This is a genomic window from Streptomyces sp. ATexAB-D23, from assembly GCF_000373645.1.
GTDB lineage: Bacteria > Actinomycetota > Actinomycetes > Streptomycetales > Streptomycetaceae > Streptomyces > Streptomyces castrisilvae.
This window is the reverse complement of sequence record NZ_KB892037.1, coordinates 1-25,324: the sequence shown is the minus strand read 5'-3', so window position 1 is coordinate 25,324 and position 25,324 is coordinate 1. Positions and strand designations below refer to the sequence as shown.

Below are 25,324 nucleotides of genomic sequence, written 5' to 3'. Positions count from 1 at the left end.
GGGACGACTGTCGCAGACGCATACGCGTCCGGGTGGGGGCGTGCAGGGCAGTCCCCGCAGAAAATGGCGTACGACCCGGGTACCTGTTCGTCGTCGGGTGAACACGCCATTTTTGAGGAGTCTGCCCGGAGGGACCCCACCCCCACCCACCGGGTGGAGGCGCACCCCCGCGGGTGCGAGGCGCACCCCCGCGCACCCATATGGGTGGATGGCCCCGTTCCGATCGGGCGGCAACCAGTTCGTAACCGCAAACATCTGTCGCGCTACGCGCGTTGACTCTAGGCTGCGGCTCGCGTCCTCGGACGCGTACTCGAACCACCCGCTGAACTCACAAGGGGACCGATGTCAGCGACACCGCAGAAGAAACGTGCGTCCCGGCGGGTGCTCGCCGCCGCGGCCGGTCTGGTCACCGTGGGCGCCCTCGTCGCCGCCACGCCGGCCGGCGCCCACGGTCACGGTCACGGGCACGGCCACGGCAACGGGCACGGAAAGGGCCACGGCCACCAGACGCCGGCGCGGACCGTCGACGTGCAGCTGCTGTCCTTCAACGACCTGCACGGCAACCTGGAGCCCCCGGAGGGCTCCGCCGGTACGGTCACCGAGACGAAGGCCGACGGCACGACGGAGGCCGTCCCGGCCGGCGGCGTGGAGTACCTCGCCTCCTCGCTGCGCACCGCCCGCAAGGGCCACCCGTACTCCATCACCGCGGCCGGCGGCGACATGGTCGGGGCGAGCCCGCTGCTCTCGGGGCTGTTCCACGACGAGCCGACCATCGAGGCGCTCAACAAGATCGACCTCGACGTGACGAGCGTCGGCAACCACGAGTTCGACGAGGGCGCCACCGAGCTGGCCCGCCTCCAGAACGGCGGCTGCCACCCGGTCGAGGGCTGCTACGAGAAGGGCAAGAAGTTCAAGGGGGCCGACTTCCCGTATCTGGCCGCCAATGTGACGGACGAGAAGACGGGCAAGCCGATCCTCCGTCCGTACACCGTGTGGAAGAAGAACGGCGTCAAGATCGGCTTCATCGGGGTGACCCTGGAGGGCACGCCGGACATCGTGACGGCCAACGGCGTCAAGGGCCTGAAGTTCCACGACGAGATCGAGACGATCAACAAGTACGCCAAGGAGCTGGACCGGCAGGGCGTCAAGTCCATCGTCGCCCTGATCCACGAGGGCGGCGCGCCCGCCTCCGCGGCGTACGACTACGACTGCGACAGCCCCGGCGCCGGTGACGGCATCTCCGGGCCGATCACCGACATCGCCAAGGGCATCACGCCGAAGGTCGACGCGCTGGTGACGGGCCACACCCACCAGGCGTACGTGTGCACGATCCCGGACCCGGCGGGCAACCCGCGCCTGGTCACGTCGGCCGCGTCGTTCGGCAAGCTGTACACGGACACGACACTGACCTACGACCGCCGCACCAACGACATCGTGCGCACGGCGGTGAAGGGCTCGGCCAAGAAGGGCTCCAAGCACCACGCCCCCGCCCCGTCGAACCCGGTCTCGGCGAACCACATCGTCAGCCGGGACCAGACGCCGGCCAAGGACATGACGGACCTGATCGCCCGCTGGAACACCCTCGCGGCGCCGATCTCGAACCGGCCGCAGGGCTACATCTCGGCCGACATCGACGGCCGTGGCTCCACGGCCCCGGAGAAGCCGCTCGGCAACCTGATCGCGGACGCGCAGCTGGAGGGCCTGGCCCCGGCGGACAAGGGCGGTGCGGTCGTCGCCTTCATGAACCCGGGCGGCATCCGCGCCGATCTGGTCTACAAGGCGTCGGGCAGTGAGGGCGACGGGGTCGTCACGTACGGGGAGTCGTTCACCGTGCAGCCCTTCACCAACATGATGAACGTCGTCGACCTGACCGGTGCGCAGCTCGTCAGCGCCCTCCAGCAGCAGGTCAGCGGCTCGAACGAGGCCAGCCCGAAGATCCTCCAGGTGTCCGAGGGCCTCACCTACACGCTGGACATGACGAAGTCCGGCGCGGACCGCGTGGTCACCGACACCATCGAGCTGAACGGCGAGGCGATCGACGCGGGCAAGACGTACCGCGTCGCGATGAACGAGTTCCTCGCGGGCGGCGGTGACGGCTTCGCGGCGCTCGGGGAGGGCACCAACAAGCTCGTCGGCGCCTCCGACCTGGACCTGTTCAACGACTACCTGGCCGCGCACTCCACGGCCTCGGCCCCGCTGGCCCCGCCGGCGACGGACCGGATCACGGTCGTCCAGTAGCACCCGGAAGGGGGGAGGGGCTGCGGACCGGTCACCCGGCCCGCAGCCCCTCCCCCATTTTTTATGGGCCCCGCTCAGGCTTCCGCGCCGGCCCGGCGGCGGCGGACGACGAGCACGGCCGCCCCGCCGAGGACCACGGCCGCGCCGCCGGCGAGCCCGAGCGGGACGGTGGCGTCGGAGGCACCCGTGGAGGCGAGGCCGCCCCCGGCGGTCACCGAGTCGTCGGACGCCGAGCCCTGGGCCTGCTGCCCGGACCCGCCGGTGGAGCCGGTCGTGCCCGCGGAACCGGAACCGGAACCGGAGCCGGAGCCGGTGCCGCCCGTGCCGCCCGTGCCGCCGGTCGTCCCGGTCTTGGACCCCGCCGCCTTGACCGTGAAGGCGTACGTGTCCATGCCGGCGCCGCCGCCGCAGGAGCCGTCCTTGTTGACGTAGTCGGCCGAGGTGAGGACGACGCCGTTGCCGGCCGGGGCCTTGGCGTCGGCCGTGAGACGGAGCTTGACGTCGGTGTGCGCGCCGGCCTTCAGCGGACCGAGGCCGCTGATGAGGTGGTCGGCGGGGACGGCACGCCACTTCGGGGAGGCGGTGGTGGACCACTGGAGGTGCATGGACCCGTCGGTGGTCTTGAGGCCGGTCGTGTCGGTGGTGTGCACGTTGGCGTACGTGGTGACCGCGTCGAGGGTCTGCTTCGTGCCGTTGCCGACGCGGAGCGAGAAGGTGGTGGTCGTACCGGCGGTGACCGAGGAGGGCATGCCGGTCACGACGGCGGTGAGGTCGGCGCCCACGCAGTCCTGGCCGCCCTTCTCCTCGTCCCGGGCCTTGGTCAGCGCCTCGTCCGCCGCGGTCTTGGCGGCGAGGGCGTCGGCCAGGGCGTTCTGCAGGACGGAGTAGGCGCGGGCGGCGGCGACCCGGGCGTCGTCGGACGCGGTGTCGGCCTCGGTGGCCTTGGTGTCGGCCTCGGTCTTGGCGGTGGCCGCGGTGGCGGCGGCGGTCTCGGCGTCGGTGACGGCCTTCTCGGCGGCGGTCCGCTCGGCGTCGGTCGCGGTGTCGGGCAGGTTGGCGAGGGCCGCCTCGGCATCGGTGACGGCCTGGTCGGCGGCGGTCTTGGCGGCAGCGGCCTCGTTGGCCGCCTTACGGGCGGCAGCGGCCGCCACGGCGAGGGGCGCCTTGTCGGAGAGGGCGGTCTTCAGCTCCTCGTAGCCGGCGTCCTTCGCGGCGAGGGCCTTGTCGTAGGCCTTCTGGGCCTCGGCCGCGGCCTTTTCGAGTTCCTCGATCGTCGGCTTGGCCCGCGATTCCGCGGCCGGCTTGGAGTCGGCGAAGGCCGGGGTGACGGAGAGGAGAACGGCGGGGGTGGTGATGGCGAAGGCCACGGCGGTGGCGAGAGTGCGACGAATCTTCACATGTGCCCTTGGGGTCCGGATCGGAAAAGGGGAAAAGCGGAGAAAATCTGAAAGAACGCCGGCCGCGGTGGTTCGCTCACGCGGGCGGCTGTGAAGATCGTATGAGGCTCCTGGGAGCCGGACGAAAGCGATTTCCGAAGATCCCGGACGAAGCGTGAACGGCGGGTGCGGACAGATATCGGCAAAGAGTGCAGTTGCTCTCGGTCCGTACGCTTTCCCTGTGTGGAACGTCACGCGGAGGGTGGCGCTACTCCGGCACCCCGTCCGGCGGGGGCTGCGGTGCCCCCGGGAGGCTGATCACGGCTTCCGTGCCGCCGCCCGGGGCCGGGCTCAGGGCGATGTCGCCGCCCGACTGCTGGACCGTACGGGCCACGATCGACAGGCCGAGGCCCGAGCCGGGGAGCTGGCGGGCGGACGGGGAGCGCCAGAAGCGTTCGAAGACGTGGGGGAGTTCGTCGGCGGGGATACCGGGGCCGTGGTCCCGTACCGTCAGCCGGCCCCGGTGCAGCTCCACGTCGATCGTGGAGCCGGGCGGGCTGAACTTCACGGCGTTGTCCAGGACGTTGACGATCGCCCGCTCCAGCGCCGCGGGTTCGGCGCGCACGTACCAGGGGGCCAGCTCGGCCGTGATCGTCAGCTCGGGGCCGCGCAGCCGGGCCCGTTGCAGGGCGGTACGGGTGATGTCGTGCAGGGCCACCACCTGGAGCGGGCCGGTCTTGGCGGCGTCCGGGCGGGCCAGTTCCTGGAGGTCGCCGATGAGCGAGGCCAGCTCCGTCATCTGGGCCTTCACCGAGGACATCAGCGCCTTGCGGTCGTCCGGCGGGATCGCCCGGCCCGTCTCGTCGCTGCGGGCGAGGAGTTCGACGTTGGTACGGAGCGAGGTCAGCGGGGTGCGCAGCTCATGACCGGCGTCCGCGATGAGCTGGGCCTGCCGGTCCCGGGAGGTGGCCAGCGAGGCGGTCATCGAGTTGAACGACCGGGACAGGCGGGCGATCTCGTCCTCGCCCTCGACCGGGATGCGGACGGTCAGGTCCTCGGTACGGGCGACGTGCTCGACGGCCTCGGTCAGCTCGTCGACGGGACGCAGCCCGGAACGGGCGACCCAGAGCCCGGCGGCGCCGGCGCCGACCACGCCGATGCCGGAGACGAGGAGGAGGACCCAGGCGAGGGTGGAGAGGGGTTTGTCGATCTCGCTCAGGGGACGGGCGACGGAGACGGCGATCTTCAGGTTCGGCTGACCGAGGCCCCGTTTGACCTCCGCCGATTTGGTGAAGACGCGCATTTTCACCCCGTCTGCGGCGGACGCGGTGTGCAGCGTGCTGCGCACCTCGCGATTGACCACGGCGAGGTCGGCCCTGCCCACCGAGAGCGGTGACCAGTCCGGTGCGATGCAGACTGTGCCCTGGGCATCGATCAGCTGGACGGTGAGGCCGGAGTCGGTGCGGGGCGGTTCCTGCTGAGTGGGATCCAAGCAGTACGCGTACAAGGAGCTGAGATAGCGCTCGTCGACCGTGGTGTTGCGCAGGGTGGTGTCCAGCTGCTCCTCCAGCTGAGCCCGCGTGACGAACCAGCAGGCCACCGCCACCGCTGCCACCGCCACCGCGACCGCCGTCGCGACCAGCAGGGCCAGCCGGGAGCGCAGCGGCAGGGCGCGGAAGCGGTGCAGGGGCCCCGTCACCCCTCGCCCCCGCCGGAGCGCAGCGCGTACCCCACGCCCCGGACCGTGTGGACCAGGCGCGGTTCGCCGCCGGCCTCGGTCTTGCGGCGCAGGTACATCACGTACACGTCCAGGGAGTTGGAGCTGGGCTCGAAGTCGAAGCCCCAGACCGCCTTGAGGATCTGCTCGCGGGTCAGCACCTGGCGCGGGTGCGCGAGGAACATCTCCAGGAGGGTGAATTCGGTACGGGTCAGCTCCACGCGCCGGGTACCGCGGGTGACCTCGCGGGTGGCGAGGTCCATCTTCAGGTCGGCGAAGGACAGCACGTTGTCGTCGGGGACGGGGCCGCCCGCCGCGACCGCGTACGAGCTGCGGCGCAGCAGGGCGCGGATGCGGGCGAAGAGTTCGTCCAGCTCGAAGGGCTTGACGAGGTAGTCGTCGGCGCCCGCGTCGAGTCCGGTGACGCGGTCGCCGACGGTGTCCCGGGCCGTGAGCATCAGGATGGGCGTGGTGGTGCCGGTGGAGCGGATGCGGCGGGCGGCGGTCAGGCCGTCCATGCGCGGCATCTGGATGTCCAGGACGATGAGGTCGGGGGCGTACGACTCCGCCTTGGCGAGCGCGTCGAGGCCGTCGACGGCGACCTCGGTGCCGTATCCCTCGAAGGCGAGGCTGCGTTGCAGGGCCTCGCGCACGGCGGGCTCGTCGTCGACGATCAGGATGCGCTGCGGATCGTCATCGGCGGGGCTCATCGCTGCTTCGTCCTCTTCTCGTTCGGTACGGGCCGGGGCGCGTGCACCAGCTTCTCAGCCTCGCACGGCCGCCGGCGCCGGACCGGTCAGGAGCCGTTGCCCGCCCGCAGGGTGTCGAGGTCGGCCTTCAGTGTGTTCACGGGAATCGCGAAGCCGAGGCCGACGCTGCCCGCGCCTGAGCTGCCCGAGCCGGCGGCGGAGCTCGCCGAGTACATGGCGGAGTTGATGCCGATGATCTCGCCGTTCATGTTGATCAGCGCGCCGCCGGAGTTGCCCGGGTTGAGCGAGGCGTCGGTCTGGATGGCCTTGTACGTGGTGGTGGACTCGCCGGTGTCGCCGTTGAACTGCTGTCCGCCGAACTGGAACGGCCACTGGCGGCCGCCGCCCTGCTGTTCCTGCCCCTGGCTCTGGTCCTGGCCGCTGTCGCCGTCCTTGGCGACCGTGACGTCACGGTCGAGCGCGGAGACGATGCCGCTGGTGACCGTGCCGGTCAGGCCCTCGGGCGAGCCGATCGCGACGACCTCGTCGCCGACGGCGACCTGGGAGGAGTCGCCCAGCGTGGCGGTCTTCAGCCCGCTCGCGCCCCGGAGCTTGATCAGCGCGAGGTCCTTGTCGGCGTCGGTGCCGACGACGTCGGCGGTGTACGTCCTGCCGGTGCTCAGCGTGACCTTGATGGCCGAGGCGCCCGCGATGACGTGGTTGTTGGTGACGATCTCGCCGTCGGCGGTGATGACCACGCCCGAACCGGTCGACTGGCCGGCCGTCGACGTCGCGCCGATCTCCACGATCGTCGGCGAGAGGGCCGCGGCCACTCCGGCGACCGTGCCCTTGCTGCTCTGCGAGACGGTGGTGCCGGGGACGACGCCGCTCCCGGCGGCGGTGACGGTGCCGTTGTCGGTGAGCTTGCCGATCACCGTCGCCGTGCCGCCGCCCACGACCGCCGCCGCGATGGCCACGGCCGCGAGGAGCGCGACCGGCTTGCGGACCCGGCGCCGGGCCGGGGGCTCGGGGGCGGGCTGCGGCAGGCCGTGACCGTACGGGCCGCCGCCCTGGTCACCGCCGCCCGAGTGCCCGTCGGCCGGGGCCGGCGCGGGCCACACGGTGGTTCCGGGGCCCATGGGGACCGGCTGGACGGGCTGGTATGACGGCGGCGGCGGGTAGGCCGCGTCGCCGTTGCCGTACGAGGGGTACGTCGGGTACTCGCCGCTCGGGCGCTGGCTCTCTGTCATGTCTATGAGACTGTCCGGCCAAGATGAGAGGACCGTGAGTACGCCCTGAGAAGCCCGGCAGAACCGCGTATGCCCGATATAAGGGCGGCCCGGTCAAGGCCGCCCGGTGCTCGTCGGCGCGAGCCTCAGGACATGGGCGGCCGGTCCGCCGCCGGGGGCTCCCCGCAGCCGCAGGAGCGGCGGACCACCAGTGCGGAGGGGAACTGCTTCAGCCGCTCCCGCCGCGACCCCGACACCCGCAACGAGTCGTCGAGCACCAGGTCGACGGCGGCCCGCGCCATCGCGGGGCGGTCCGAGAAGACCGTCGTCAGCGGCGGATCGGTCAGCCCGGCTTCCTTCACGTCGTCGAAGCCCGCGACCGCCAGCTCGCCCGGCACGTCGATGCGCAGCTCGCGCGCCGCCCGCAGTACGCCGATGGCCTGGTCGTCCGTCGCGCAGAAGATGGCCGGGGGCCGGTCGGGGCCCGCGAGCAGTTCCAGCGCCACCTGGTAGGCGTCGTAGCGGTTGTACGGGGCCTGGAAGAGGCGGCCCTCCGTGGAGCGGCCCGACTCGTGCATGGCCCGGCGCCAGCCCTCGATGTGGTCGGCGACCGGGTCGCCGACCGCCGGGGTGGAGTCCACGCCGCCGAGGCACGCCACGTACGCGTTGCCGTGTTCGAGGAGGTGGCGGGTGGCGAGCTGGGCGCCGCCGACGTCGTCGGTGACGACCGCGACGTCGTCGATGGCCTCGGGCCGCTCGTGCAGCAGGACGACCCGGGCGTCCCAGGCCTCGATCTCCGCCGCCGCGCGCTCGCTGGGGCCCTGGCTGACCAGGATCAGGCCGGAGACCCGCATGCCGAGGAAGGCCCGCAGATAGTGGACCTCGCGCTCGTCGCGGTAGTCGGAGTTGCCGACGAGCACCATTTTCCCGCGCTCGGCGGCGGCCTGTTCGACCGCGTGCGCCATTTCGGCGAAGAAGGGCTGCCGGGCGTCCGGCACGATCATGCCTATGAGGTCGGTCCGCCGCGAGGCCATCGCCTGGGCGACCCGGTCCGGCCGGTAACCCAGCTCTTTGATCGCGGCGAGCACCCGCTCGCGCGTGGCCGGGGCGACCGGCCGGGGTCCGTTGTTGATGACGTAACTGACCACAGCGGTCGACGTACCCGCCAGTCTCGCCACATCGTCCCGCGTCACCTTGGCCACGCGCGGCAGTCTACGCGGATGGACCTACCTCTTGGCAGGCCGGACCGGGGGTTCTTCCGTGACCTCGGCAACGCCGGGCTGCTCCGAGTGGGTGACGGCGCGCGCGGCCGCCTTGGCCTCCTCGGCCGCCCGCTCCACCTTCTCGGGCGCGACGAACCGGTAGCCCACGTTGCGGACGGTGCCGATGAGCGACTCGTGCTCGGGGCCGAGCTTGGCGCGCAGCCGCCGTACGTGGACGTCGACCGTGCGCGTACCGCCGAAGTAGTCGTAGCCCCAGACCTCCTGGAGCAGCTGTGCGCGGGTGAAGACCCGGCCCGGGTGCTGGGCCAGATATTTGAGCAGTTCGAATTCCTTGAAGGTCAGGTCCAGGACCCGGCCCTTGAGTTTCGCGCTGTACGTCGCCTCGTCCACCGAGAGATCACCGTTGCGGATCTCCATCGGGGAGTCGTCGGAAGTGATCTGCTGCCGGCCGGTGGCCAGCCGCAGCCGTGCCTCGACCTCGGCGGGGCCCGCCGTGTCCAGCAGGACGTCGTCGACGCCCCAGTCCGCGGTGACGGCCGCGAGCCCGCCCTCCGTGACGACGAGGATCAGCGGACAGCCGGGTCCGGTGGACCGCAGCAGCTGACAGAGCGAGCGGACCTGGGGCAGGTCACGGCGTCCGTCCACGAGGATGACGTCGGCCCCGGGGGTGTCGACGAGGGCGGGGCCCTCGGCGGGGGCCACCCGCACGCTGTGCAGCAGGAGGCCGAGGGCGGGGAGCACCTCCGTCGACGGCTGGAGGGCATTCGTCAGGAGCAGAAGGGAACTCATCGGCGCCCACCTGCTCGGTTCATCGGTCGCTGATCGTGCACGGTTGGCTCGCCCATGACGTCGGTCCTCCTCAGTTCCCTGCGAGAGGGGCACTCCCGGGTGGGACCCGGGGGAGTATGCGGCTCTGCTTCGTACGCTGGTGTTCCGCTGAGCTTGTCGAAACGTCGTCGTAACAACGTCCGGAAAGCACAAAAGGACCCGGGGGCTGCTTTGCCCGGATCCTCTTCACAGGAGAATAACCCACATGAGTTCTGTGTCCGAGGGGAGAATTCCGGATTCCTCTGTTCGCTCGATCACGCGCGGCCCGCTGAGAGCCGCGTTGCGGGCGGATGACGGGGTCGGGATCGAGGCGGTGCACGACCCGTGTACGGCGGATGACGCCGGGGCCGGGGACCCGGGCACGGTGATCGTCGTCGCGCACGGATTCACCGGTTCGGCCGACCGTCCGGCGGTCCGGCGGGCCGTGCGGACGTTCTCCCGGTACGCGGCCGTGGTCAGCTTCTCCTTCCGTGGCCACGGCGGGTCCGGCGGTCTTTCCACGGTCGGCGACCGCGAGGTGCTGGACCTGGCGGCGGCGGTGTCCTGGGCGCGCTCGCTCGGGTACGGGCGGGTGGTGACGGTCGGCTTCTCGATGGGCGGCTCGGTGGTGCTGCGGCACGGCGCGCTGTACGCGGACCCGGCGGCGGACGGCGAGGGCGGCCGGCCCGTCGCGGAGCGCGGGGGGCGCACAGAGGCGTGTACGGGGGCGTACGCCGATGCGGTGGTGTCCGTGAGCGCCCCGGCGCGTTGGTACTACCGGGGGACGGCCCCGATGCGCCGCCTGCACTGGATGGTCACCCGCCCCACCGGCCGGCTGGTGGGGCGCTACGGCTTCCGTACGCGCATCCACCACGACGAGTGGAACCCGGTCCCGCTCTCCCCGGTCGCCGCGGCGGCCCTGATCGCTCCGGCGCCCCTGCTGATCGTGCACGGCGACCGGGACCCGTACTTCCCGCTCGACCACCCGCGCACGCTCGCCGCCGCCGCGGGCGGGGCGGCCGACCTGTGGCTGGAGCGCGGCATGGGCCACGCGGAGAACGCGGCGGACGAGACCTTGCTCACCCGCATCGCCGAATGGGCGGTGCGGCGGTGAACCATGATGGGCAGCCGATGCCCCGACCGGCACACGACGAACGGAACGAAAGGAGCGCCGCCATGCCTGCGGGAACGATCCGCTACTGGGCAGCCGCCAAGGCCGCGGCCGGGACCGCGGAGGAGCCGTACGCCGCCGCGACCCTCAAGGAGGCGCTCGACGCGGTGCGCGCGCGGCACCCCGGCGAGCTGAGCAGCGTGCTGCGCAGGTGCTCGTTCCTCATCGACGGCGACCCCGTCGGGACCCGGAGCCATGAGACCGTACGCCTTGCCGAGGGCGGCACGGTCGAGGTGCTCCCGCCGTTCGCAGGAGGGTGAACCGCAGAACATGAGCAACAGCGATCAGCAGCAGCCGTACTACCCGGGCCCGGAGCAGCCGCCCCAGTACCCGGCCCCGCACCCGCATCAGGCCCAGCCCCAGTACCCGTACGGGCAGGAGCCGCAGCAGTACCCCCACGCACAGCAGCAGCACCCTCAGCAGCCTCAGCAGCCCTACGGTCAGCAGCCCTACGACCAGCAGGCGTACGGCGATCCGTCGCACGCGGGTCAGGGATACGCGGGCCAGGGACACACCGGTCAGGGATACGCCGGTCAGGGATACGCCGGTCAGGGGTACGCGGATGCCTCGGCCGGGTCGCCGGAGCACGGAGCCGCGCAGACCTGGGAGGGCCAGACCTGGGACACCCAGTACCAGCCGGCCGTCCCGTCCCCGGACCGGCCGGCCCCGGTGCCGCCCGTGGACCCCGCCTCCCTGCCTCCCCGGCACGCCTCCGCACCCGGCGGGACCGGCTCGTACCCACTGCCCCCCGAGGTGCGGGCCGCTCCTGCCCCTGCCCCTGCCCCCGCCCCGGCCGGGGCGGCCGGTGACGACGGCTACAGCGCGCCCACCACGCTGGGCAACGCCCGCATCACCGACGCGCAGCGCGCCCGAGCCGAGGGGCGTTCCCCGATCATCGCGCCGGGAATCCAGCCGGCCGCGATCACGGCCGCGCTCGGGCTGCTGCTCGCGCTCGGCGCGGCCATCGGCTCGTACGCCCTGGCCGTACCGCTGGTGCTGCTCCAGGCGGTGACGGCGGCGGGCTGGTTCCGGCTCAACGGGATGTGGCCGGCCCGGCAGGGCATCGCGCTCGCGTTCGCCGGCGGGCTGGTCGCCGATGTGGCACTGCTCGCGGCGGGCCGGGAGAACGGTCCGGCCGCGATCATCGGCACGCTGGGCGTCTGGGTGCTGCTCACCGTCGTCCTCCAGCTGCGCAGCCGGGCCGGGGCCGACGAGCGGATGCAGGGGCTGATGGCCACCGTCGCGTCCGCCGCGCTCGCGGTGCTCGCGGCCGGGCACCTCGCGGCCGTCCCGGACGCCGTGACGGTGGGCGCGGTCGCGGTGGCCGTGGCGGTGCTCGTCCGGGCGTTGCCGCTGCCCGGACCGGTCTCGGTCGTGGCGGCGCTGGTCCTCGCGGCGGGGGCGGGCGCGGTCGCCGGTGCCGTCACCGACCTGGGCTCGAAGGGTGCGCTGCTCGGCCTCGCCGCCGGGGTCTGCGCGCTGATCGGGCTGCGGGTGGCGAGCTATGACTATCCGTCACGATTCGTGCACATGACCGCGGGTGTGGCCCTGCCGCTCACCGCGGCGGCCCCGGCCGTCTATCTGCTCGGCCGGGTGCTGACGTAAATCCGTACGGCGGCCGCCGGGACCGGAACCGGTGCCGTCCCAGCCGCATGGCGAAGCCCTCCACGGGGAACCGTTGGGGGGCTTTCGCACGTCGATCACGCGGAGACGTGCCGTGCGGTCGCAGGAGGCTCACGGGCGCCGAGCGCCCGGACGGACGGGCAGGCGGGGGGAAGGACAGGCATGCGTGCACTGCGAACGACACTCGTCGTCCTGGTGATTCTGGCGGGGGTGTTCGTCGCCGTGGACCGGGTGGCGGTGTACGTCGCCGAGTCGCAGGCCGAGGACCGGGTGAAGGTGGACGGGGCGCGGATCGGCTCCACCGACATCTCCATCAAGGGCTTCCCGTTCCTGACCCAGGTCGCCGGATCGGAACTCGACGAGGTGGACGTGACGATCACCGGGATCGAGACGACCGCCGCCGGCCGTACCCTGCGGATCTCCACGATGAACGCCGAGCTGCACGAGGTGCGGCTGACCGACGGCTTCTCGGGCGCCACCGCCGCCCACGCGACCGGCACCGCGGTCATCTCGTACGAGGACCTGACCAAGGCCGCCAGCGACGGCGTCGCCGTCGAGTACGGCGGCAAGGGCAAGGTGAAAGTGACCGGCGCGGTCAACATCCTGGGGCGCACGATGTCGCGCAGCGTCCTGTCCTCCGTCACCCTGGTCGACGGCCACACCGTCCGCGTCCGCGCGGACAAGGTGCCGGGCGAGGGCATACCCGGACTGGAGGGCCTCATCCGCGAGAAGACCGACTTCGAGCGCGAGGTCGGCGGGCTGCCGAACGGCCTGAAGCTGGAGAAGATCCAGCCGACCTCCGACGGCCTGGAGATCTCGGTGACGGGTACGGATGTACGGCTCGCGGGATGATCCCGCCCGTGGCCGGGTAGGGCTCAGGCGCGCCGGGGCGGCCGGCGGCTCTCGCCCGACGGCCCGCCACATAGTGAGACGTCCGAGTCCGGTCCGCAGATGGCCGGTCTTCGGCGTGCCCCGGGGAGCGGCTCGGCAGCTGCGTGCATCCGCCTCGTATCCCACATCACGGACGATCGTGTCTCAATATGCGACACGGCGGTGACATGTCCGCCCGTACGTCCCTACGATCGGTGCCATGCAGTGCTCTATTAGCGGTCTCCCGCAGCGGGGACAGGCGGATCTCACGAAGCGGCGGGCAGTGGACCTGTGCCGCGTCGCCGCCATGCTCTGTCGCACTGTCTGAGCGGGACGTCCGGTTTCCCGCATTCCCCAGGCCCTTCGACCGCACGTCGGGGCCATCCCGCATGTTGCCTGTACCCGCGGGCCCGGCCCGCGCCCCGTACATCCGCATCACGCACGATTCGCATCATCTCGCCGCAGACTGCCCCGGAGGAGAAACACAATGAGCCGTAGCGACGTCCTGGTAGACGCCGACTGGGTCGAGGCCCACATCGAGGACCCGCAGGTCGCGATCGTCGAGGTCGACGAGGACACCTCCGCGTACGAGAAGAACCACATCAAGAACGCGATCCGGATCGACTGGACCAAGGACCTCCAGGACCCGGTCCGCCGTGACTTCATCGACCAGGCCGGCTTCGAGGAGCTGCTGTCGAAGAAGGGCATCGGCAACGACACCACGGTCGTCCTCTACGGCGGCAACAACAACTGGTTCGCGTCCTACGCGTTCTGGTACTTCAAGCTCTACGGCCACCAGGACGTCCGCCTGCTCGACGGCGGCCGCAAGAAGTGGGAGCTCGACTCCCGCGACCTGGTGGACGGCGACCAGGTCCCGTCCCGCCCGGCCACGCAGTACAAGGCCAAGCCGCAGGACGAGTCGATCCGCGCCTACCGCGACGACGTCGTCGCCGCGATCGGCAACCAGAACATCGTCGACGTGCGTTCGCCCGACGAGTTCAGCGGCAAGCTGCTCGCCCCGGCCCACCTCCCGCAGGAGCAGTCGCAGCGCCCCGGCCACGTGCCGAGCTCGCGCAACATCCCGTGGTCGAAGAACGCCAACGACGACGGCACCTTCAAGTCGGACGAAGAGCTCAAGGCCCTCTACGAGGCCGAGCAGGTCGACCTGGCGAAGGACACCATCGCGCTGTGCCGCATCGGTGAGCGCTCGGCCCTGACCTGGTTCGTGCTGCACGAGCTGCTCGGCGTCGACAACGTCAAGAACTACGACGGTTCGTGGACCGAGTACGGCTCCCTCGTCGGCGTGCCGATCGAGCTCGGCGCCAACAAGTAAGGCCCCGTGCCACTCCGCCCGCGCGAGCGGGCGGACTCCCGACCAGCACGACTGAGACCCGAAGGACACAACACCATGTGTGGAGCAAAGGCCGGCGGCCCCGACGCTTCGACCATCAAGCCCGGTGAGACCACCATCCAGGGCAGCGTGACCCGCGACGGCGAGCCCGTCACCGGCTACGTCCGCCTGCTGGACTCGACCGGCGAGTTCACCGCCGAGGTCCCGACCTCGGCCACCGGACAGTTCCGCTTCTACGCGGCCGAGGGCACCTGGACGGTGCGCGCCCTCGTCCCCGGCGGCAGCGCGGACCGCACGGTCGTGGCGCAGACGGGTGGCCTCGCCGAGGTGGCCATCGCCGTCTAGGGCCCGTCGTCGAATTACCGTCGTTCGCCCGGAGGGCGGGCCGGTGCGGCGAGAGTGCGTGCATGGCGTCGGCCGGCAGACGGGAATGTGACGACAGGCTCTAGCAGTGGTGCCGGCACACAGCCGGCGACCGGCCGAAGGGCCGTGCCCCAGGGGGTTGGACGCTTCCTTGACGCGGGTACGGCCCTTCGGGCTGTCCGGACGCGGATTCCGGGCCTCCCGTAACGGCCGCTCGCTCCGGAACGGCCGAGCGGGCCAATCCGTCCTACGCTGGACTCATGTACCGCCGACGCCGGCGCGCCTACTTCGTACTGATGGGCGTATGCCTCGTCCTCTTCGTCTCGGCCTGGGCCTTCGTGAGGCTCTGGTCGATGCCCGCCGCCATCGCGATGTGCGTGGTCGCGATGGTGATCCCGCCGGTCGCCGCGATGGTCGGCAACCGCAAAGGGCCGGAGGACCGCTGGTGGGACGACCCCGCGCCCCGTCCGCCTCCGTCCACCGACGCGCGCGAGTCCGGTGACGCGCCGCCGTCCCCCGACGCACGGCCCCGCAAGAACGGGACCGGCGGGCCCGCCTGCCGCACCGGAGATCCGGAGTCCGACGCGTGGTGGGACGAGCTGGACGGCCGGAAACGGCGCGGCTGACGGGCGCGGAGCCTGCGGCGTCGGCCCCCTTCTCAGCGGCGGAGCCTGCTCGGCGGCGTACCCCCGCTCAGCGGTGGACCCCTTCTCAGCGGCGGAGCCTGCTCAGTAGACGAGTGCCTGCACGCCGTCGGCCATGATCTCGCTGACGAAGACCTGCGCGCCCGCGATCCGTACGCCCTCCAGGACGTCCTCCTCGGTGATGTCGCGCCGGGCCGCGCACTGCGTGCACAGCGTGATCCGGCCGCCCGCCTGGATCGACTCGATCAGGTCCGGCAGTGGCGCGGCGTGCGGCAGTTCGAACTCGGCGGCGCGTCCCGGCAGGGCGAACCACGCGGATTCCCCGGTCAGCCAGAGCGAAACCTCCACCCCACTGGCGACGGCGACGGCCGCCACGGTGAAGGCCTGCGAGCAGCGCTCGGCGGAGTCGGCACCTGCGGTCACCTTGATCACGAGCTTCTTCGGCATATACGGAACTGTAATCGTCGGCCGCACAACCCCGTCGGCAACCTGTGGGTCAGTTGTGTGCGCGGATAACGGAATCCGCGCTTCAAGGTCTCGTGGGGGGACCCATTTTGCACAGGGACGACAACATTTCCGACGGGCAGCCCGAGCCGCCCGCAGGGCCGCCGGCGCCCGCGGACACACCGGCGCCCGCGGAGCCACCGGCACCCGCCAACGTCGCCGGTAGGCGGCGCCCGCGCGGGCGTACGACGCTGATCATCGCCGCCGCGGCCCTGCTGGGCATCGCGGGCGGCGTCGCGGTCGGCTACGACGTCCAGGCCGGACGCGCGCCGACACCGCTCACCGCGCTCTCGCAGCCGGATCTCGCGTACCCGGCGAAGGCGCTGCCCGCCGCGAAGAAGCCGGACCCGCTGCCCGCGTCGCAGGACCGCCAGGTCCGCACGGACGGCGATCTGCGCAAGCTCGTCGCGCCCCGGCCGAAGGGCTGGGAGGAGGACAAGCTGCTGAGCACGCTCGGCTGGGACGGGTGGCTGGGGGTCGAGGACTACGCACTCGACTTCGAGGACGAGGACTACATGTACGGCAACCTCCTCGACCAGGGCATCCGGCGGGTCGCGGGCGCCGCCTGGAAGAAGGGCGAGTACCGCACGGCCACCGTCTGGCTGGTGCAGTTCCGCTCGGGCGCCGCGGCGGCCGACCACGCGGAGGACCAGCGCTCGTACATGCCGGGGACCGACCACGGCGCGGGCAACGAGGGCACCGCCCTCAAGGGCAGCGGCAACGGCCGGTACTACATCTTCCCGGCCGACCGGAAGCCCGGATACATGCCTGTCCACCACGCCAGGGCGATCTTCCAGCGGGGCGACGTCATGGTCGACATCAACGTCTTCGACACCGTGCCGATCAGCAAGAAGGACATCCGGACGCTGGCCGAGAGACAGCTGGAGCGCCTGTGAACGACGACCACACGCCCGAGCCCGCCCCGGCCACCGACCACGCTCCCGTACCCGAGCCCGCGCTCGTCCCCGAGTCCGCTCCCGAGCCCGCGGCCGTTGCGGACGCGCCCGTTCCCGTGCGCGGGGGCCGGACGCGTCGGGTGGTGCTCACCGCCGTCCCCGTCGTGTTGGTGCTCGCCGCCGTCGGCGGCGCCGCCGCGTACACGAAGACCACCGTCGACGACGCGGACCGCACCGTCACGACCCAGCTGTGGGAGGAGCCCGCGCACGAGCCGGGCAAGGACCCGGCCGGCGACGTCGCCCGGGGCCGTGCCTCCACCGAGCTGAGCAAGCTGCTGCTGCCCGTCCCGCCCGGCTACCGGCTCGGCCCGGACTCCGGCACCTACGGCAACGACGCGGAGGTCAGCGGTCGCGCGGCCGCCGCCGAGATGAAGGAGGGCGGGCGCGGCCTGTCCGGCCGGCAGCGGCGCGACTTCGAGAAGCGGGTCGACAAGCTGCGCGTCCAGGGCCTGGCCGTCCGCACGTACACCTCGAACGACAACGACCTGGTCATCGCCACCCAGCTGGTGCGGATGAAGGACAGGAAGGCCCTGAAGGACCTCTACTCCTTCCGGGCCGGACTCTTCGGCAGCATCGACGCCCTGCGCGACGGGCCGAAGATCGACGGCCACAAGAAGAACGCCAAGTGCTTCCGCGACCCCAAGAACAGCAAGCAGCGGATCGAGGGGATGTTCTGCATGGCGTACGAGGGCGAGGTGATGGTCACGTTCTCGGCATCCGGGACCAAGCCGTTCGACAAGGCGGCCGTCGCCGAGCTGGTGAAGGACCAGCTCAACCACATCACGTCCCCGGGGGAGTACATATGACCGAGCAGACGGCCGCACCGGAGCCCGAGGCCGTGGCCGAACCCGTCTCCGTACCGCCGCAGGCCCCCGCCGCGCCGCCCATGCCGCTCATGCCGCCGCTCCCCGTCCCGGCCGCCCCCCGGCCTCCGCGCCGCGCGCTGCGGGCCGTGGCGCGCTGGACCGTCGCCGTGCTGGTGTTCGGGGCGGTCGGGGCGGGTACGGCGTACGGCATCACCTCGATGGAACGTACGGACGTCCCGGGACTGGCCACCGAGGCCGACGGGCGCTGGGACTACCCCCGGCTCACCCTGCCCGCGCTCCCGGCCGGCGAGCCGCGCCCCTTCAGCGCCGGCAACCCGTCCGAGGTCCACCACGCCGACCTGCGCGAGCTGCTGCTCCCCGCACCGGCCGGGGCCACGGTGGACAAGAAGCTCAAGGGCGGCTGGGTCAGCACGGAGCAGTTCGCGTCCGAGTACGTGAAGGAGCGGCGTACCGACCTCGTCGACACCCTGCGCGAGGGGACCCTGCGGCACATCGCGGCGCGCGGCTGGACCATGCCGGACGGCGCGTCGAGCCGGATCTACCTGCTCCGGTTCAGCTCGTCCGAGGACGCCGACGCGTTCCGCGACGAGCGCTACATCGGGGCGTCGTCGCCGGGCGACGCGGTGCCCGGCGCGCAGTTCCTGGTGCTCGACGAGAGCTGGCGGGGCGGCGGCAAGGTGGAGAACACCGCGTCGTACGTCTTCAACGAGCCGAAGCCGTTCGGTGCCGAGCAGATACGGATCGGCTACGTCGTCGCGGGCGACACGGTCGCCGTGGTCGTCCAGTCCCGTAAGGGAGCCGGCGGCACGGCCCGCATCCCGTTCCACCAGACGGTGATCCTCCAGAACCAGCTCCTGGGCTGAGCCGCTCCGCGGGACGCCCCGGACCGGCGACACCGGGCCCCACCCATTAGGCTGGGGCCCGGTCCTGTACTGCCCTGTACTGCCGCCATACCGCTCGTTCGAGGAGCCCCCGTGCTTGAGGCATTCTTCTCCGCCCTGCTGGTCCTGGTCTGCGTCGGCGTTCTCGCCTTCGCCGGTGTGACCGTGAAGAAGCTGTACCAGGGTCAGCGCTGACCACCTCCCCGTTCCGGGCGTCCCCGCCTCCCGCCTCACAGATCGACTGAGCCGCTCATGATCGAGATCCCGTCCGACCTCCACCCGGACCTCGTCCCGCTGGCCTTCCTCCTGGGCAACTGGGTGGGCGCGGGGGTGTCCGACTTCCCCGGTGCCGAGAAGTGCAACTTCGGCCAGGAGGTCACCTTCAGCCACGACGGCCGGGACTTCCTGGAGTACACCTCGCGCTCCTGGGTGCTCGACGCCGAGGGCAACAAGGTCAGCCCCCTGGAGACCGAGACCGGCTACTGGCGCATCGACAAGGACCGCAAGGTCGAGGTCGTCATGGCCCGCGACCAGGGCGTCATCGAGATCTGGTACGGCGAGCTGGCCGACAAGAAGCCGCAGATCGACCTGGTCACCGACGCGGTGGCCCGGACCGCCGCCTCCGGCCCGTACAGCGGTGGCAAGCGGCTCTACGGCTATGTGAACAGCGACCTCATGTGGGTCGGCGAGAAGGCGACGCCCGAGGTCGAGCTGCGGCCGTACATGTCGGCGCACCTGAAGAAGACCGTCACACCCGAGGAGGTCGAGGCGATGGCCAAGAGCCTCGGCGACCTGCCGGACGACGGCATCGCCTTCTTCAAGTAGGCGCGCCTTCCTCACGTTCAAGCAGGCACGCCTTCGTCAAGCAGGCACTGCCCGAAGCGGTGGTCCCCGCTTTCCCGGAGCAGTCGTTCCGCCCGGATCTACACTGGGGGCTGTGGTGAGCACCGACTGGAAGACCGACCTCCGCCGGCGTGGCTACCGGCTGACGCCGCAGCGCCAGCTCGTCCTGGAAGCCGTCGACACGCTGGAACACGCGACGCCCGACGACATCCTCTCCGAGGTGCGCCGGACCGCGTCCGGCGTGAACATCTCCACCGTCTACCGGACCCTGGAGCTCCTGGAGGAGCTGGAGCTGGTCAGCCACGCCCATCTGGGCCACGGCGCCCCGACGTACCACCTGGCCGACCGGCACCACCACATCCACCTGGTCTGCCGGGACTGCGCCGACGTCATCGAGGCCGACGTCGCTGTGGTCGAGGAGTTCACGGCGAAGCTGCGCGGGGCGTTCGGGTTCGAAACGGACATGAAGCACTTCGCGATCTTCGGCCGCTGCGCCGGCTGCGCGGCGAAGGCGGCGGACGGGCCGGGCACCGCGGGGCCGTCCGGAGACCCCGCACCGGCCGCCGGGGTCTGAACCAGTCGTACGCTGGTCGCATGAAGAGCCCCCTGCTGTCCCAGCCCGGCGCCGTCCCCGCCGAGGGCCGCGACGAAGGCGTCGCCGCGCACTACGGCGACCTGTTCCGCGAGCAGCGCGCCCTCGCCGACGGATCGGGTCTGGTCGACCTGTCGCACCGCGGCGTCGTCACCGTCACCGGCAGCGACCGGCTGGCCTGGCTGCACCTCCTGATCACCCAGCACGTGACCGACCTCGCCCCCGGGCAGGCCACCGAGGCCCTGATCCTCAGCGCGAACGGCCACATCGAGCACGCCATGTACCTCGTTGACGACGGCGAGACGGTGTGGATGCACGTCGAGCCGGGTACGCAGGGCGAACTGATCGCCTATCTGGAGTCGATGAAGTTCTTCTACCGGGTGGAGGTCGCCGACCGCACCGAGGACTACGCGGTGGTGTACCTGCCGGCCGGTTCCATCGCCGAGGTGCCCGAAGGGGCCGTCGTACGCGAGACGGCGTATGGCCGCGACCTGTTCCTGCCGCGCGCCGGACTGGAGGCGTACGCGGCCGGGCACGGCCCGCTCGCCGGGGTCCTGGCCCATGAGGCGCTGCGCGTGGAGGGCCACCGGCCGAGGGTCGGCTTCGAGACCGACCACCGCACCATCCCGCACGAGCTGGGCTGGATCGGCACCGCCGTCCACCTCCAGAAGGGCTGCTACCGGGGCCAGGAGACCGTCGCCCGGGTCCACAACCTGGGCAAGCCGCCCCGCCGCCTGGTCTTCCTCCACCTGGACGGCAGCGAGGTCCATCTGCCCGGCCACGGAACCCCCGTCCGGCTGGCGGCCGACGGCGCCGAGGGCCGCCAGCTGGGCTTCGTCACCACCTCCGCCCGCCACCACGAACTGGGCCCGATCGCCCTGGCCCTGGTGAAGCGGAACGTGGCCGTCGACGCGGAGCTGCTGGCCGGGGACACGGCGGCGGCCCAGGAGACGGTGGTCGAGCCTTAGGTCCTGTCCGCACCGGCCGCCTGGCCGGGGTTCAGACCTCGACGATGACGGTGAACGGGCCGTGGTTCGTGAGCGAGACGCGCATGTCCGCCCCGAACCGGCCCGTCTCCACCGTCGCCCCGAGCGCCCGCAGCCGCGCCACCACCTCGTCCACCAGAGGCTCGGCGACCTCGCCGGGCGCCGCGGCGTTCCAGGTGGGCCGGCGGCCCTTCCGGGCGTCCCCGTAGAGAGTGAACTGCGAAATCACCAGAAGCGGCGCATTCACATCGGAGCAGGACTTCTCGCCCTCCAGGATGCGGACCGACCAGAGCTTGCGGGCGAGCTGCGCCGCCTTCTCCGGGGTGTCCTCGTGGGTCACTCCCACCAGCACACACAGGCCCTCGCCGACTATTTCACCGACGACGGAAGAGCCCCCGCCGTCGCCCGCGGCGTCCCGAACCGAGACGCTCGCGCCATCCACCCTCTGTACCACTGCACGCATACAGACCAACCTATCTTGGGCTGAACGGGTACAGAGCATCTCCACAAGGACCCTCGGGGTGGCACCATGCTCGGGAGGCGGTGCGCCGACGCACCGGTCGAGGGGATGGACACAAGCATGAGCACCCATGGAACCGGGCAGTCCCCGGGCGCAGTGCCGGTCGCGCGCCCCGGCGTCAGCAGCAACACCGGTACGGGCATCGGCAACGGTACGAGTACCAGCACCATGCGCCCGCCCGTGCAGCGGACCGGTCAGGGCGGTGACGAGGGCGACGGCGGCGGGCCCCGGACCGAACTGGGCGCCCTGAGACTGCCGGAGCTGCGCGCGCTGCGCCGCGACGCCCGGCGCGACGAGGCCGACCTCAGCTATGTGCGGCGGCTCGTCCAGGGGCGGATCGACATCCTGCGGGCCGAGCTGGCCCGGCGCCGGGACCCGGAGTCGCCGGTGGTGGACCGGCTGTCGGAGATCCTCGCCGACGCCCCGTCGCCGCACCGCTCATCCGCACGGCACGTCACGCTGTCCGTGCCGCGCAGCGCCGAGTACCGCAAGCTGGCCGCCGAGACGCTCGCCGAGGTCGAACTCTCCGACCTCGACGCCCGGACGGACGAAGAGCTGCACACCGCGATGGGGCGCCTGGTCCGCTACGAACAGCAGGTCTCCCGCCGCCGGCACCGGCTCCAGCGCACGGCCGACGGTTGCGGCGCGGAGATCGCCCGCAGGTACCGTGACGGGGAAGCACAAGTAGACGACCTGCTCGCCTGAGGCGATCCTTCCGGGGGCGGGTCCCGTCCGTCCCCGGAAGGCCACCATGACCTCCAGCGCAGCCCGCACCCCCGCCATATCCGACCCGGCCCCCGGCCTGCCCGTGCTGGCCGAGGTCGTACGGTCCGGATTCGTGGAGGGCCACCACCGGGGCTCACTGGTGGTGCTCGCCGCCGACGGCAGCGTGGAGCTGGCCCTGGGCGACCCGGCGGCGCCGGTCTTCCCGCGCTCCTCCAACAAGCCGATGCAGGCCGCGGCCGTGCTGCGGGCAGGGCTCGACCTGTCCGGTGAGCGGCTGGCGCTGGCCGCCGCGAGCCACTCCGGCGAGGGCTTCCACCTCGATCTCGTACGCAAGATGCTCGCCGAGCACGGACTGTCGCCGGACGACCTCCAGACCCCGCCGGACCTGCCGCTGGACCCGGTGGAGGCCGAGACGTATCTCGCCGCCGGGCACGTCCGCGAGCGCCTCACGATGAACTGCTCCGGCAAGCACGCGGCGATGCTCGCGGCCTGCGCCCGCAACGGCTGGGACCTGCCCGGCTACCTCGACCCCGGCCACCCCCTCCAGCAGCTGGTCCACCAGGTCGTCGAGGAGGCCGCGGGCGAACCGGTCGCGGCCGTCGGCACCGACGGCTGCGGAGCGCCGCTGATGGCCATTTCGCTGGTGGGCCTCGCGCGGGCGTTCCGTGCGTTCGTCACGGCACGGGAGGGCACCGCCGAGCGCCGGGTGGCGGACGCGATGCGCGCGCACCCGGAGTACGTGGCGGGCACGCGGCGCCCGGACACCTGGCTGATGCGCGAGGTGCCCGGCACCCTCTCCAAGATGGGCGCGGAGGCCGTCCAGGCGGTCGCCCTGGCGGACGGCAGGGCCCTCGCCTTCAAGATCGACGACGGCTCCACCCGGGCGCTGCGCCCGGTGCTGGGCCGCGCGCTGGGGCTGCTGGGGGTCGATGCCCCGGTGGTCTCGCGGATCGGCCGGGCGCCGCTGACGGGCGGCGCGGTGGAGGTGGGGGAGATCAGGGCGGCGTTCTGAGGCCCCTGGCCGCGAAGGCCGTGCCCTTCCCGGCCGTACGGCCGTCAAAACCATGCGACAGGCCCCGGCACGCTCTCCTAGCGTGGGCCGCATGACCGCCCTGGATATCCGTACCGTCACCCCGTCCGAGTTCCCCGACTGGCTGCGCGCCCTGAACACCGGCTTCCTGAGGCCGCCCACCCCGTCGGACGAGGAGGTGGCCGGGCGCCTGTCGTACATGGACCTGTCCCGCGTCCAGGGGGTGTTCGACGCGGGGCGGTGCGTCGCGACGTTCCGCTCGTTCGCCCAGGAGCTGACGGTCGTCGGCGGCGCGACGGTGCCCACGGACGCGGTCACCAACGTCGCCGTCTCGCCCACCCACCGCAGGCGCGGGCTGCTCTCGCGGATGATGGCCGCCGACCTGGCGGCGGCGAAGGAGCGCGGCGACGTGGCGGCGACGCTGATAGCCGCCGAGTACCCGATCTACGGGCGGTACGGATTCGGCCCGGCGGCCGGGACCACCGAGTGGGAGATCGACGTCCACCGCACCGGCCTCGACCCGCACCGCCGGGTCCCGGAGGCCGGTGACGGCGGCCGGATCGACCTGGTGGACGGCGCCGGGATCCGCGAGCTGGGCCCCGCCCTGCACGACCGGCTGCGGGCCCGGCAGCACGGCGTGGTGAGCCGCGACCCACGCTGGTGGGACCTGCTCACGGGACAGTCGCTCTTCCCCAACGAGCCCTGGACCGAACCTTTCTACGCCCTCTACCGGGGCCCCGACGGGACGGTCGACGGGATGCTCGCCTACCGGGCCGACGCGAACTGGAGCGACGCCAAGCAGCCGCTGAACCGGGCGACCGTGCGCGGCCTGATCGCCACGACCCCGGCGGCCGAGCGGGCACTGTGGCACTTCCTGTGCTCGGTGGACTGGATCGCCACGATCCGCACCGGGCCCCGCCCCGCCGACGACCTGCTCCCGCTGCTGCTCCCGGACCCGCGAGCGGCGCGCGTCGTGACGCAGGCGGACTTCCTGTGGGCGCGCGTCCTGGACGTCGTACGCGCCCTGGAGGCCCGCACCTACGTGGTGCCCGGCTCCCTGGTCCTGGAGGTCCACGACGCGTCGGGCCTCGCGGCCGGCCGCTTCCACCTGGACGCCTCGCCGAGCGGTGCCACCTGTGTCCCGACGACGCGCTCGGCCGACCTGGCGATGGACGTACGGGAACTGGGCACGCTCTGGCTCGGCGACGAGTCGGTCTCCCGGCTGGTGGCGCTCGGCCGCGTCGAGGAGTCGGCCCCGGGCGCGGCGGCGGCAGCGGACGCGGTGTTCCGGACGGCGCGGCGGCCCTGGTGCCCGGACGTCTTCTGAGCCGGGGCACCGGACCGGCGGAGGGCTCAAGTCCGGTTGAGGTCAAGGGCGTACGCTTCATGGTCATGAGCGCAGAGAAGGCCAGGTCGGGCGTGGCGGACGGGGGCGCGGCCGACGCGTCGCCCGCCCCGATGAGCCTGCGGGAGCGGAAGAAGCAGTTGACCTACCGGGCGGTCTCCGACGCCGCGATCACCCTGTTCCTGGAGCGTGGCTTCGACAAGGTGTCGGTGGCGGAGATCGCGGCGGCGGCCGACATCTCCAAACCGACGCTCTTCCGGTACTTCCCGGCCAAGGAGGACTTGGCCCTGCTCCGGTTCGCCGACCACGAGGACGAGGCCGCGCGGGTGGTCGCCGCCCGCGCGGACGGTGATTCGCCCCTGGACGCGCTGCGGCGGCACTTCCTGGACGGCCTGGAACGCCGGGACCCGATCACCGGTCTGTGCGACGCGCCGGAGGTGCTGGCGTACCACGCGCTGCTGTACGGCACCCCCGCCCTGGTGGCCCGCCTCTTCGCCTACCTGAGCCGCTCGGAGGACGCGCTCGCCCGCGCCCTGGGCGGCCGCGCGACGGACCGGCTGGCCGCGGGCCAGATCGTCGCGGTCCAGCGCGTCCTGGCCTCGGAGAACTGGCAGCGCGTCAGCGAGGGCGGCCGGGCGGACGACCTGTACGCGGAGGCGGTCGAGGCGGCGGAACGGGGCTTCGCGCAGCTGCGGTCGGGCCTGGAGGGTTCGGGACCGGCGGGCGGGGCGGACGCGGAGGGTTAGGGCCTGTCCGGCGGGGAAGCCGGGCGCGGCGGACACGGAGGGTCAGGCGGGTTCGGCGGGGGCCCGG

Annotated in this window: 27 protein-coding genes; 19 read left to right on the top strand and 8 right to left on the bottom strand. The window is 72.2% G+C overall.

The genetic code is table 11. The features are described from left to right. Nucleotides 1-342 precede the first annotated feature (342 nt). Nucleotides 343-2,238: a bifunctional metallophosphatase/5'-nucleotidase gene (locus tag B082_RS0127020; RefSeq protein ID WP_026250248.1), complete on the top strand. Its 1,896-nt coding sequence runs from the start codon at nt 343-345 to the stop codon at nt 2,236-2,238. Between the two features lie 74 nt (nt 2,239-2,312). Here the strand turns inward: B082_RS0127020 and B082_RS0127015 are convergent, their stop codons facing one another. From B082_RS0127015 to B082_RS0126990, 6 genes are all read right to left on the bottom strand, one after another. Further along, entirely contained in the window at nt 2,313-3,635 is a 1,323-nt protein-coding gene (locus tag B082_RS0127015; protein ID WP_026250247.1) for an LPXTG cell wall anchor domain-containing protein, read from the bottom strand. A gap of 247 nt (nt 3,636-3,882) precedes the next feature. Further along, nucleotides 3,883-5,313, bottom strand: coding sequence for a sensor histidine kinase (locus B082_RS0127010; RefSeq protein ID WP_018554922.1), 1,431 nt, complete (start codon nt 5,311-5,313; stop codon nt 3,883-3,885). Beyond that, entirely contained in the window at nt 5,310-6,041 is a 732-nt protein-coding gene (locus B082_RS0127005; protein ID WP_018554921.1) for a response regulator transcription factor, read from the bottom strand. The genes B082_RS0127010 and B082_RS0127005 overlap by 4 nt, the downstream gene beginning before the upstream one ends. Before the next feature lie 86 nt (nt 6,042-6,127). Next, on the bottom strand, nt 6,128-7,270 hold the full coding sequence (locus B082_RS0127000; RefSeq protein WP_018554920.1) for a S1C family serine protease: 1,143 nt from the start codon (nt 7,268-7,270) through the stop codon (nt 6,128-6,130). A gap of 125 nt (nt 7,271-7,395) precedes the next feature. Beyond that, nucleotides 7,396-8,451: a LacI family DNA-binding transcriptional regulator gene (locus B082_RS0126995; RefSeq protein WP_018554919.1), complete on the bottom strand. Its 1,056-nt coding sequence runs from the start codon at nt 8,449-8,451 to the stop codon at nt 7,396-7,398. Nucleotides 8,452-8,475: 24 nt separating this feature from the next. Further along, entirely contained in the window at nt 8,476-9,261 is a 786-nt protein-coding gene (locus B082_RS0126990) for a response regulator transcription factor (protein WP_018554918.1), read from the bottom strand. Between the two features lie 244 nt (nt 9,262-9,505). On the opposite strand from B082_RS0126990, the gene B082_RS0126985 reads away from it, so the two are divergent. The 8 genes from B082_RS0126985 to B082_RS0126955 all read left to right on the top strand — a co-directional run bounded on the left by B082_RS0126985 (nt 9,506) and on the right by B082_RS0126955 (nt 15,283). Beyond that, a complete protein-coding gene (locus tag B082_RS0126985) occupies nt 9,506-10,393 on the top strand; it encodes an alpha/beta fold hydrolase (protein ID WP_078622664.1) in 888 nt (295 codons plus the stop codon). Between the two features lie 62 nt (nt 10,394-10,455). After that, on the top strand, nt 10,456-10,710 hold the full coding sequence (locus B082_RS0126980; protein ID WP_018554916.1) for a MoaD/ThiS family protein: 255 nt from the start codon (nt 10,456-10,458) through the stop codon (nt 10,708-10,710). Nucleotides 10,711-10,720: 10 nt separating this feature from the next. Then, nucleotides 10,721-12,055: a hypothetical protein gene (locus B082_RS0126975; RefSeq protein ID WP_018554915.1), complete on the top strand. Its 1,335-nt coding sequence runs from the start codon at nt 10,721-10,723 to the stop codon at nt 12,053-12,055. A gap of 180 nt (nt 12,056-12,235) precedes the next feature. Next, entirely contained in the window at nt 12,236-12,925 is a 690-nt protein-coding gene (locus B082_RS0126970; protein ID WP_018554914.1) for a DUF2993 domain-containing protein, read from the top strand. Nucleotides 12,926-13,163: 238 nt separating this feature from the next. Beyond that, nucleotides 13,164-13,271 carry a putative leader peptide gene (locus B082_RS40535; RefSeq protein WP_353961645.1) on the top strand — a complete coding sequence of 36 codons (108 nt, stop codon included), beginning with the start codon at nt 13,164-13,166 and terminating at the stop codon, nt 13,269-13,271. Between the two features lie 159 nt (nt 13,272-13,430). Further along, complete coding sequence (locus B082_RS0126965) at nt 13,431-14,276, top strand: sulfurtransferase (RefSeq protein ID WP_018554913.1); 846 nt, start codon at nt 13,431-13,433, stop codon at nt 14,274-14,276. A gap of 75 nt (nt 14,277-14,351) precedes the next feature. Beyond that, complete coding sequence (locus tag B082_RS0126960) at nt 14,352-14,639, top strand: DUF1416 domain-containing protein (protein ID WP_018519671.1); 288 nt, start codon at nt 14,352-14,354, stop codon at nt 14,637-14,639. Between the two features lie 278 nt (nt 14,640-14,917). Next, nucleotides 14,918-15,283: a DUF3099 domain-containing protein gene (locus tag B082_RS0126955; protein WP_018554912.1), complete on the top strand. Its 366-nt coding sequence runs from the start codon at nt 14,918-14,920 to the stop codon at nt 15,281-15,283. Between the two features lie 102 nt (nt 15,284-15,385). Here the strand turns inward: B082_RS0126955 and B082_RS0126950 are convergent, their stop codons facing one another. Beyond that, the gene (locus tag B082_RS0126950) at nt 15,386-15,748 is read right to left on the bottom strand and encodes a DsrE family protein (protein WP_018101651.1); all 363 of its coding nucleotides are present in this window, start codon (nt 15,746-15,748) and stop codon (nt 15,386-15,388) included. A gap of 107 nt (nt 15,749-15,855) precedes the next feature. Here B082_RS0126950 and B082_RS0126945 point away from each other — a divergent pair, with 107 nt between their 5' ends. The 6 genes from B082_RS0126945 to B082_RS0126915 all read left to right on the top strand — a co-directional run bounded on the left by B082_RS0126945 (nt 15,856) and on the right by B082_RS0126915 (nt 20,872). Beyond that, complete coding sequence (locus B082_RS0126945; protein WP_018554911.1) at nt 15,856-16,701, top strand: hypothetical protein; 846 nt, start codon at nt 15,856-15,858, stop codon at nt 16,699-16,701. Then, nucleotides 16,698-17,567 carry a hypothetical protein gene (locus tag B082_RS0126940; RefSeq protein ID WP_018554910.1) on the top strand — a complete coding sequence of 290 codons (870 nt, stop codon included), beginning with the start codon at nt 16,698-16,700 and terminating at the stop codon, nt 17,565-17,567. The genes B082_RS0126945 and B082_RS0126940 overlap by 4 nt, the downstream gene beginning before the upstream one ends. Then, entirely contained in the window at nt 17,564-18,451 is an 888-nt protein-coding gene (locus tag B082_RS0126935; RefSeq protein ID WP_018554909.1) for a hypothetical protein, read from the top strand. Before B082_RS0126940 ends, B082_RS0126935 begins: the two co-directional genes overlap by 4 nt. Before the next feature lie 270 nt (nt 18,452-18,721). Then, complete coding sequence (locus B082_RS0126925) at nt 18,722-19,294, top strand: FABP family protein (RefSeq protein WP_018554907.1); 573 nt, start codon at nt 18,722-18,724, stop codon at nt 19,292-19,294. 112 nt (nt 19,295-19,406) lie between these two features. Beyond that, on the top strand, nt 19,407-19,886 hold the full coding sequence (locus tag B082_RS0126920) for a Fur family transcriptional regulator (protein WP_018554906.1): 480 nt from the start codon (nt 19,407-19,409) through the stop codon (nt 19,884-19,886). Between the two features lie 20 nt (nt 19,887-19,906). Beyond that, on the top strand, nt 19,907-20,872 hold the full coding sequence (locus tag B082_RS0126915) for a YgfZ/GcvT domain-containing protein (RefSeq protein ID WP_018554905.1): 966 nt from the start codon (nt 19,907-19,909) through the stop codon (nt 20,870-20,872). 31 nt (nt 20,873-20,903) lie between these two features. On the opposite strand, the gene dtd is transcribed toward B082_RS0126915, so the two are convergent. Continuing rightward, nucleotides 20,904-21,353, bottom strand: a complete 450-nt coding sequence (dtd, locus tag B082_RS0126910) for a D-aminoacyl-tRNA deacylase (protein ID WP_037710977.1) — start codon at nt 21,351-21,353, stop codon at nt 20,904-20,906. 117 nt (nt 21,354-21,470) lie between these two features. Here dtd and B082_RS0126905 point away from each other — a divergent pair, with 117 nt between their 5' ends. From B082_RS0126905 to B082_RS0126890, 4 genes are all read left to right on the top strand, one after another. After that, nucleotides 21,471-22,115: an ABC transporter substrate-binding protein gene (locus tag B082_RS0126905; protein WP_199783858.1), complete on the top strand. Its 645-nt coding sequence runs from the start codon at nt 21,471-21,473 to the stop codon at nt 22,113-22,115. A 46-nt stretch (nt 22,116-22,161) separates the two neighbouring features. Next, a complete protein-coding gene (locus tag B082_RS0126900; protein WP_018554902.1) occupies nt 22,162-23,148 on the top strand; it encodes an asparaginase in 987 nt (328 codons plus the stop codon). Nucleotides 23,149-23,239: 91 nt separating this feature from the next. Next, the gene (locus tag B082_RS0126895; RefSeq protein ID WP_018554901.1) at nt 23,240-24,493 is read left to right on the top strand and encodes a GNAT family N-acetyltransferase; all 1,254 of its coding nucleotides are present in this window, start codon (nt 23,240-23,242) and stop codon (nt 24,491-24,493) included. A 59-nt stretch (nt 24,494-24,552) separates the two neighbouring features. Then, nucleotides 24,553-25,257, top strand: a complete 705-nt coding sequence (locus B082_RS0126890) for a TetR family transcriptional regulator (protein WP_199783857.1) — start codon at nt 24,553-24,555, stop codon at nt 25,255-25,257. The last annotated feature ends 67 nt before the right edge of the window (nt 25,258-25,324 follow it).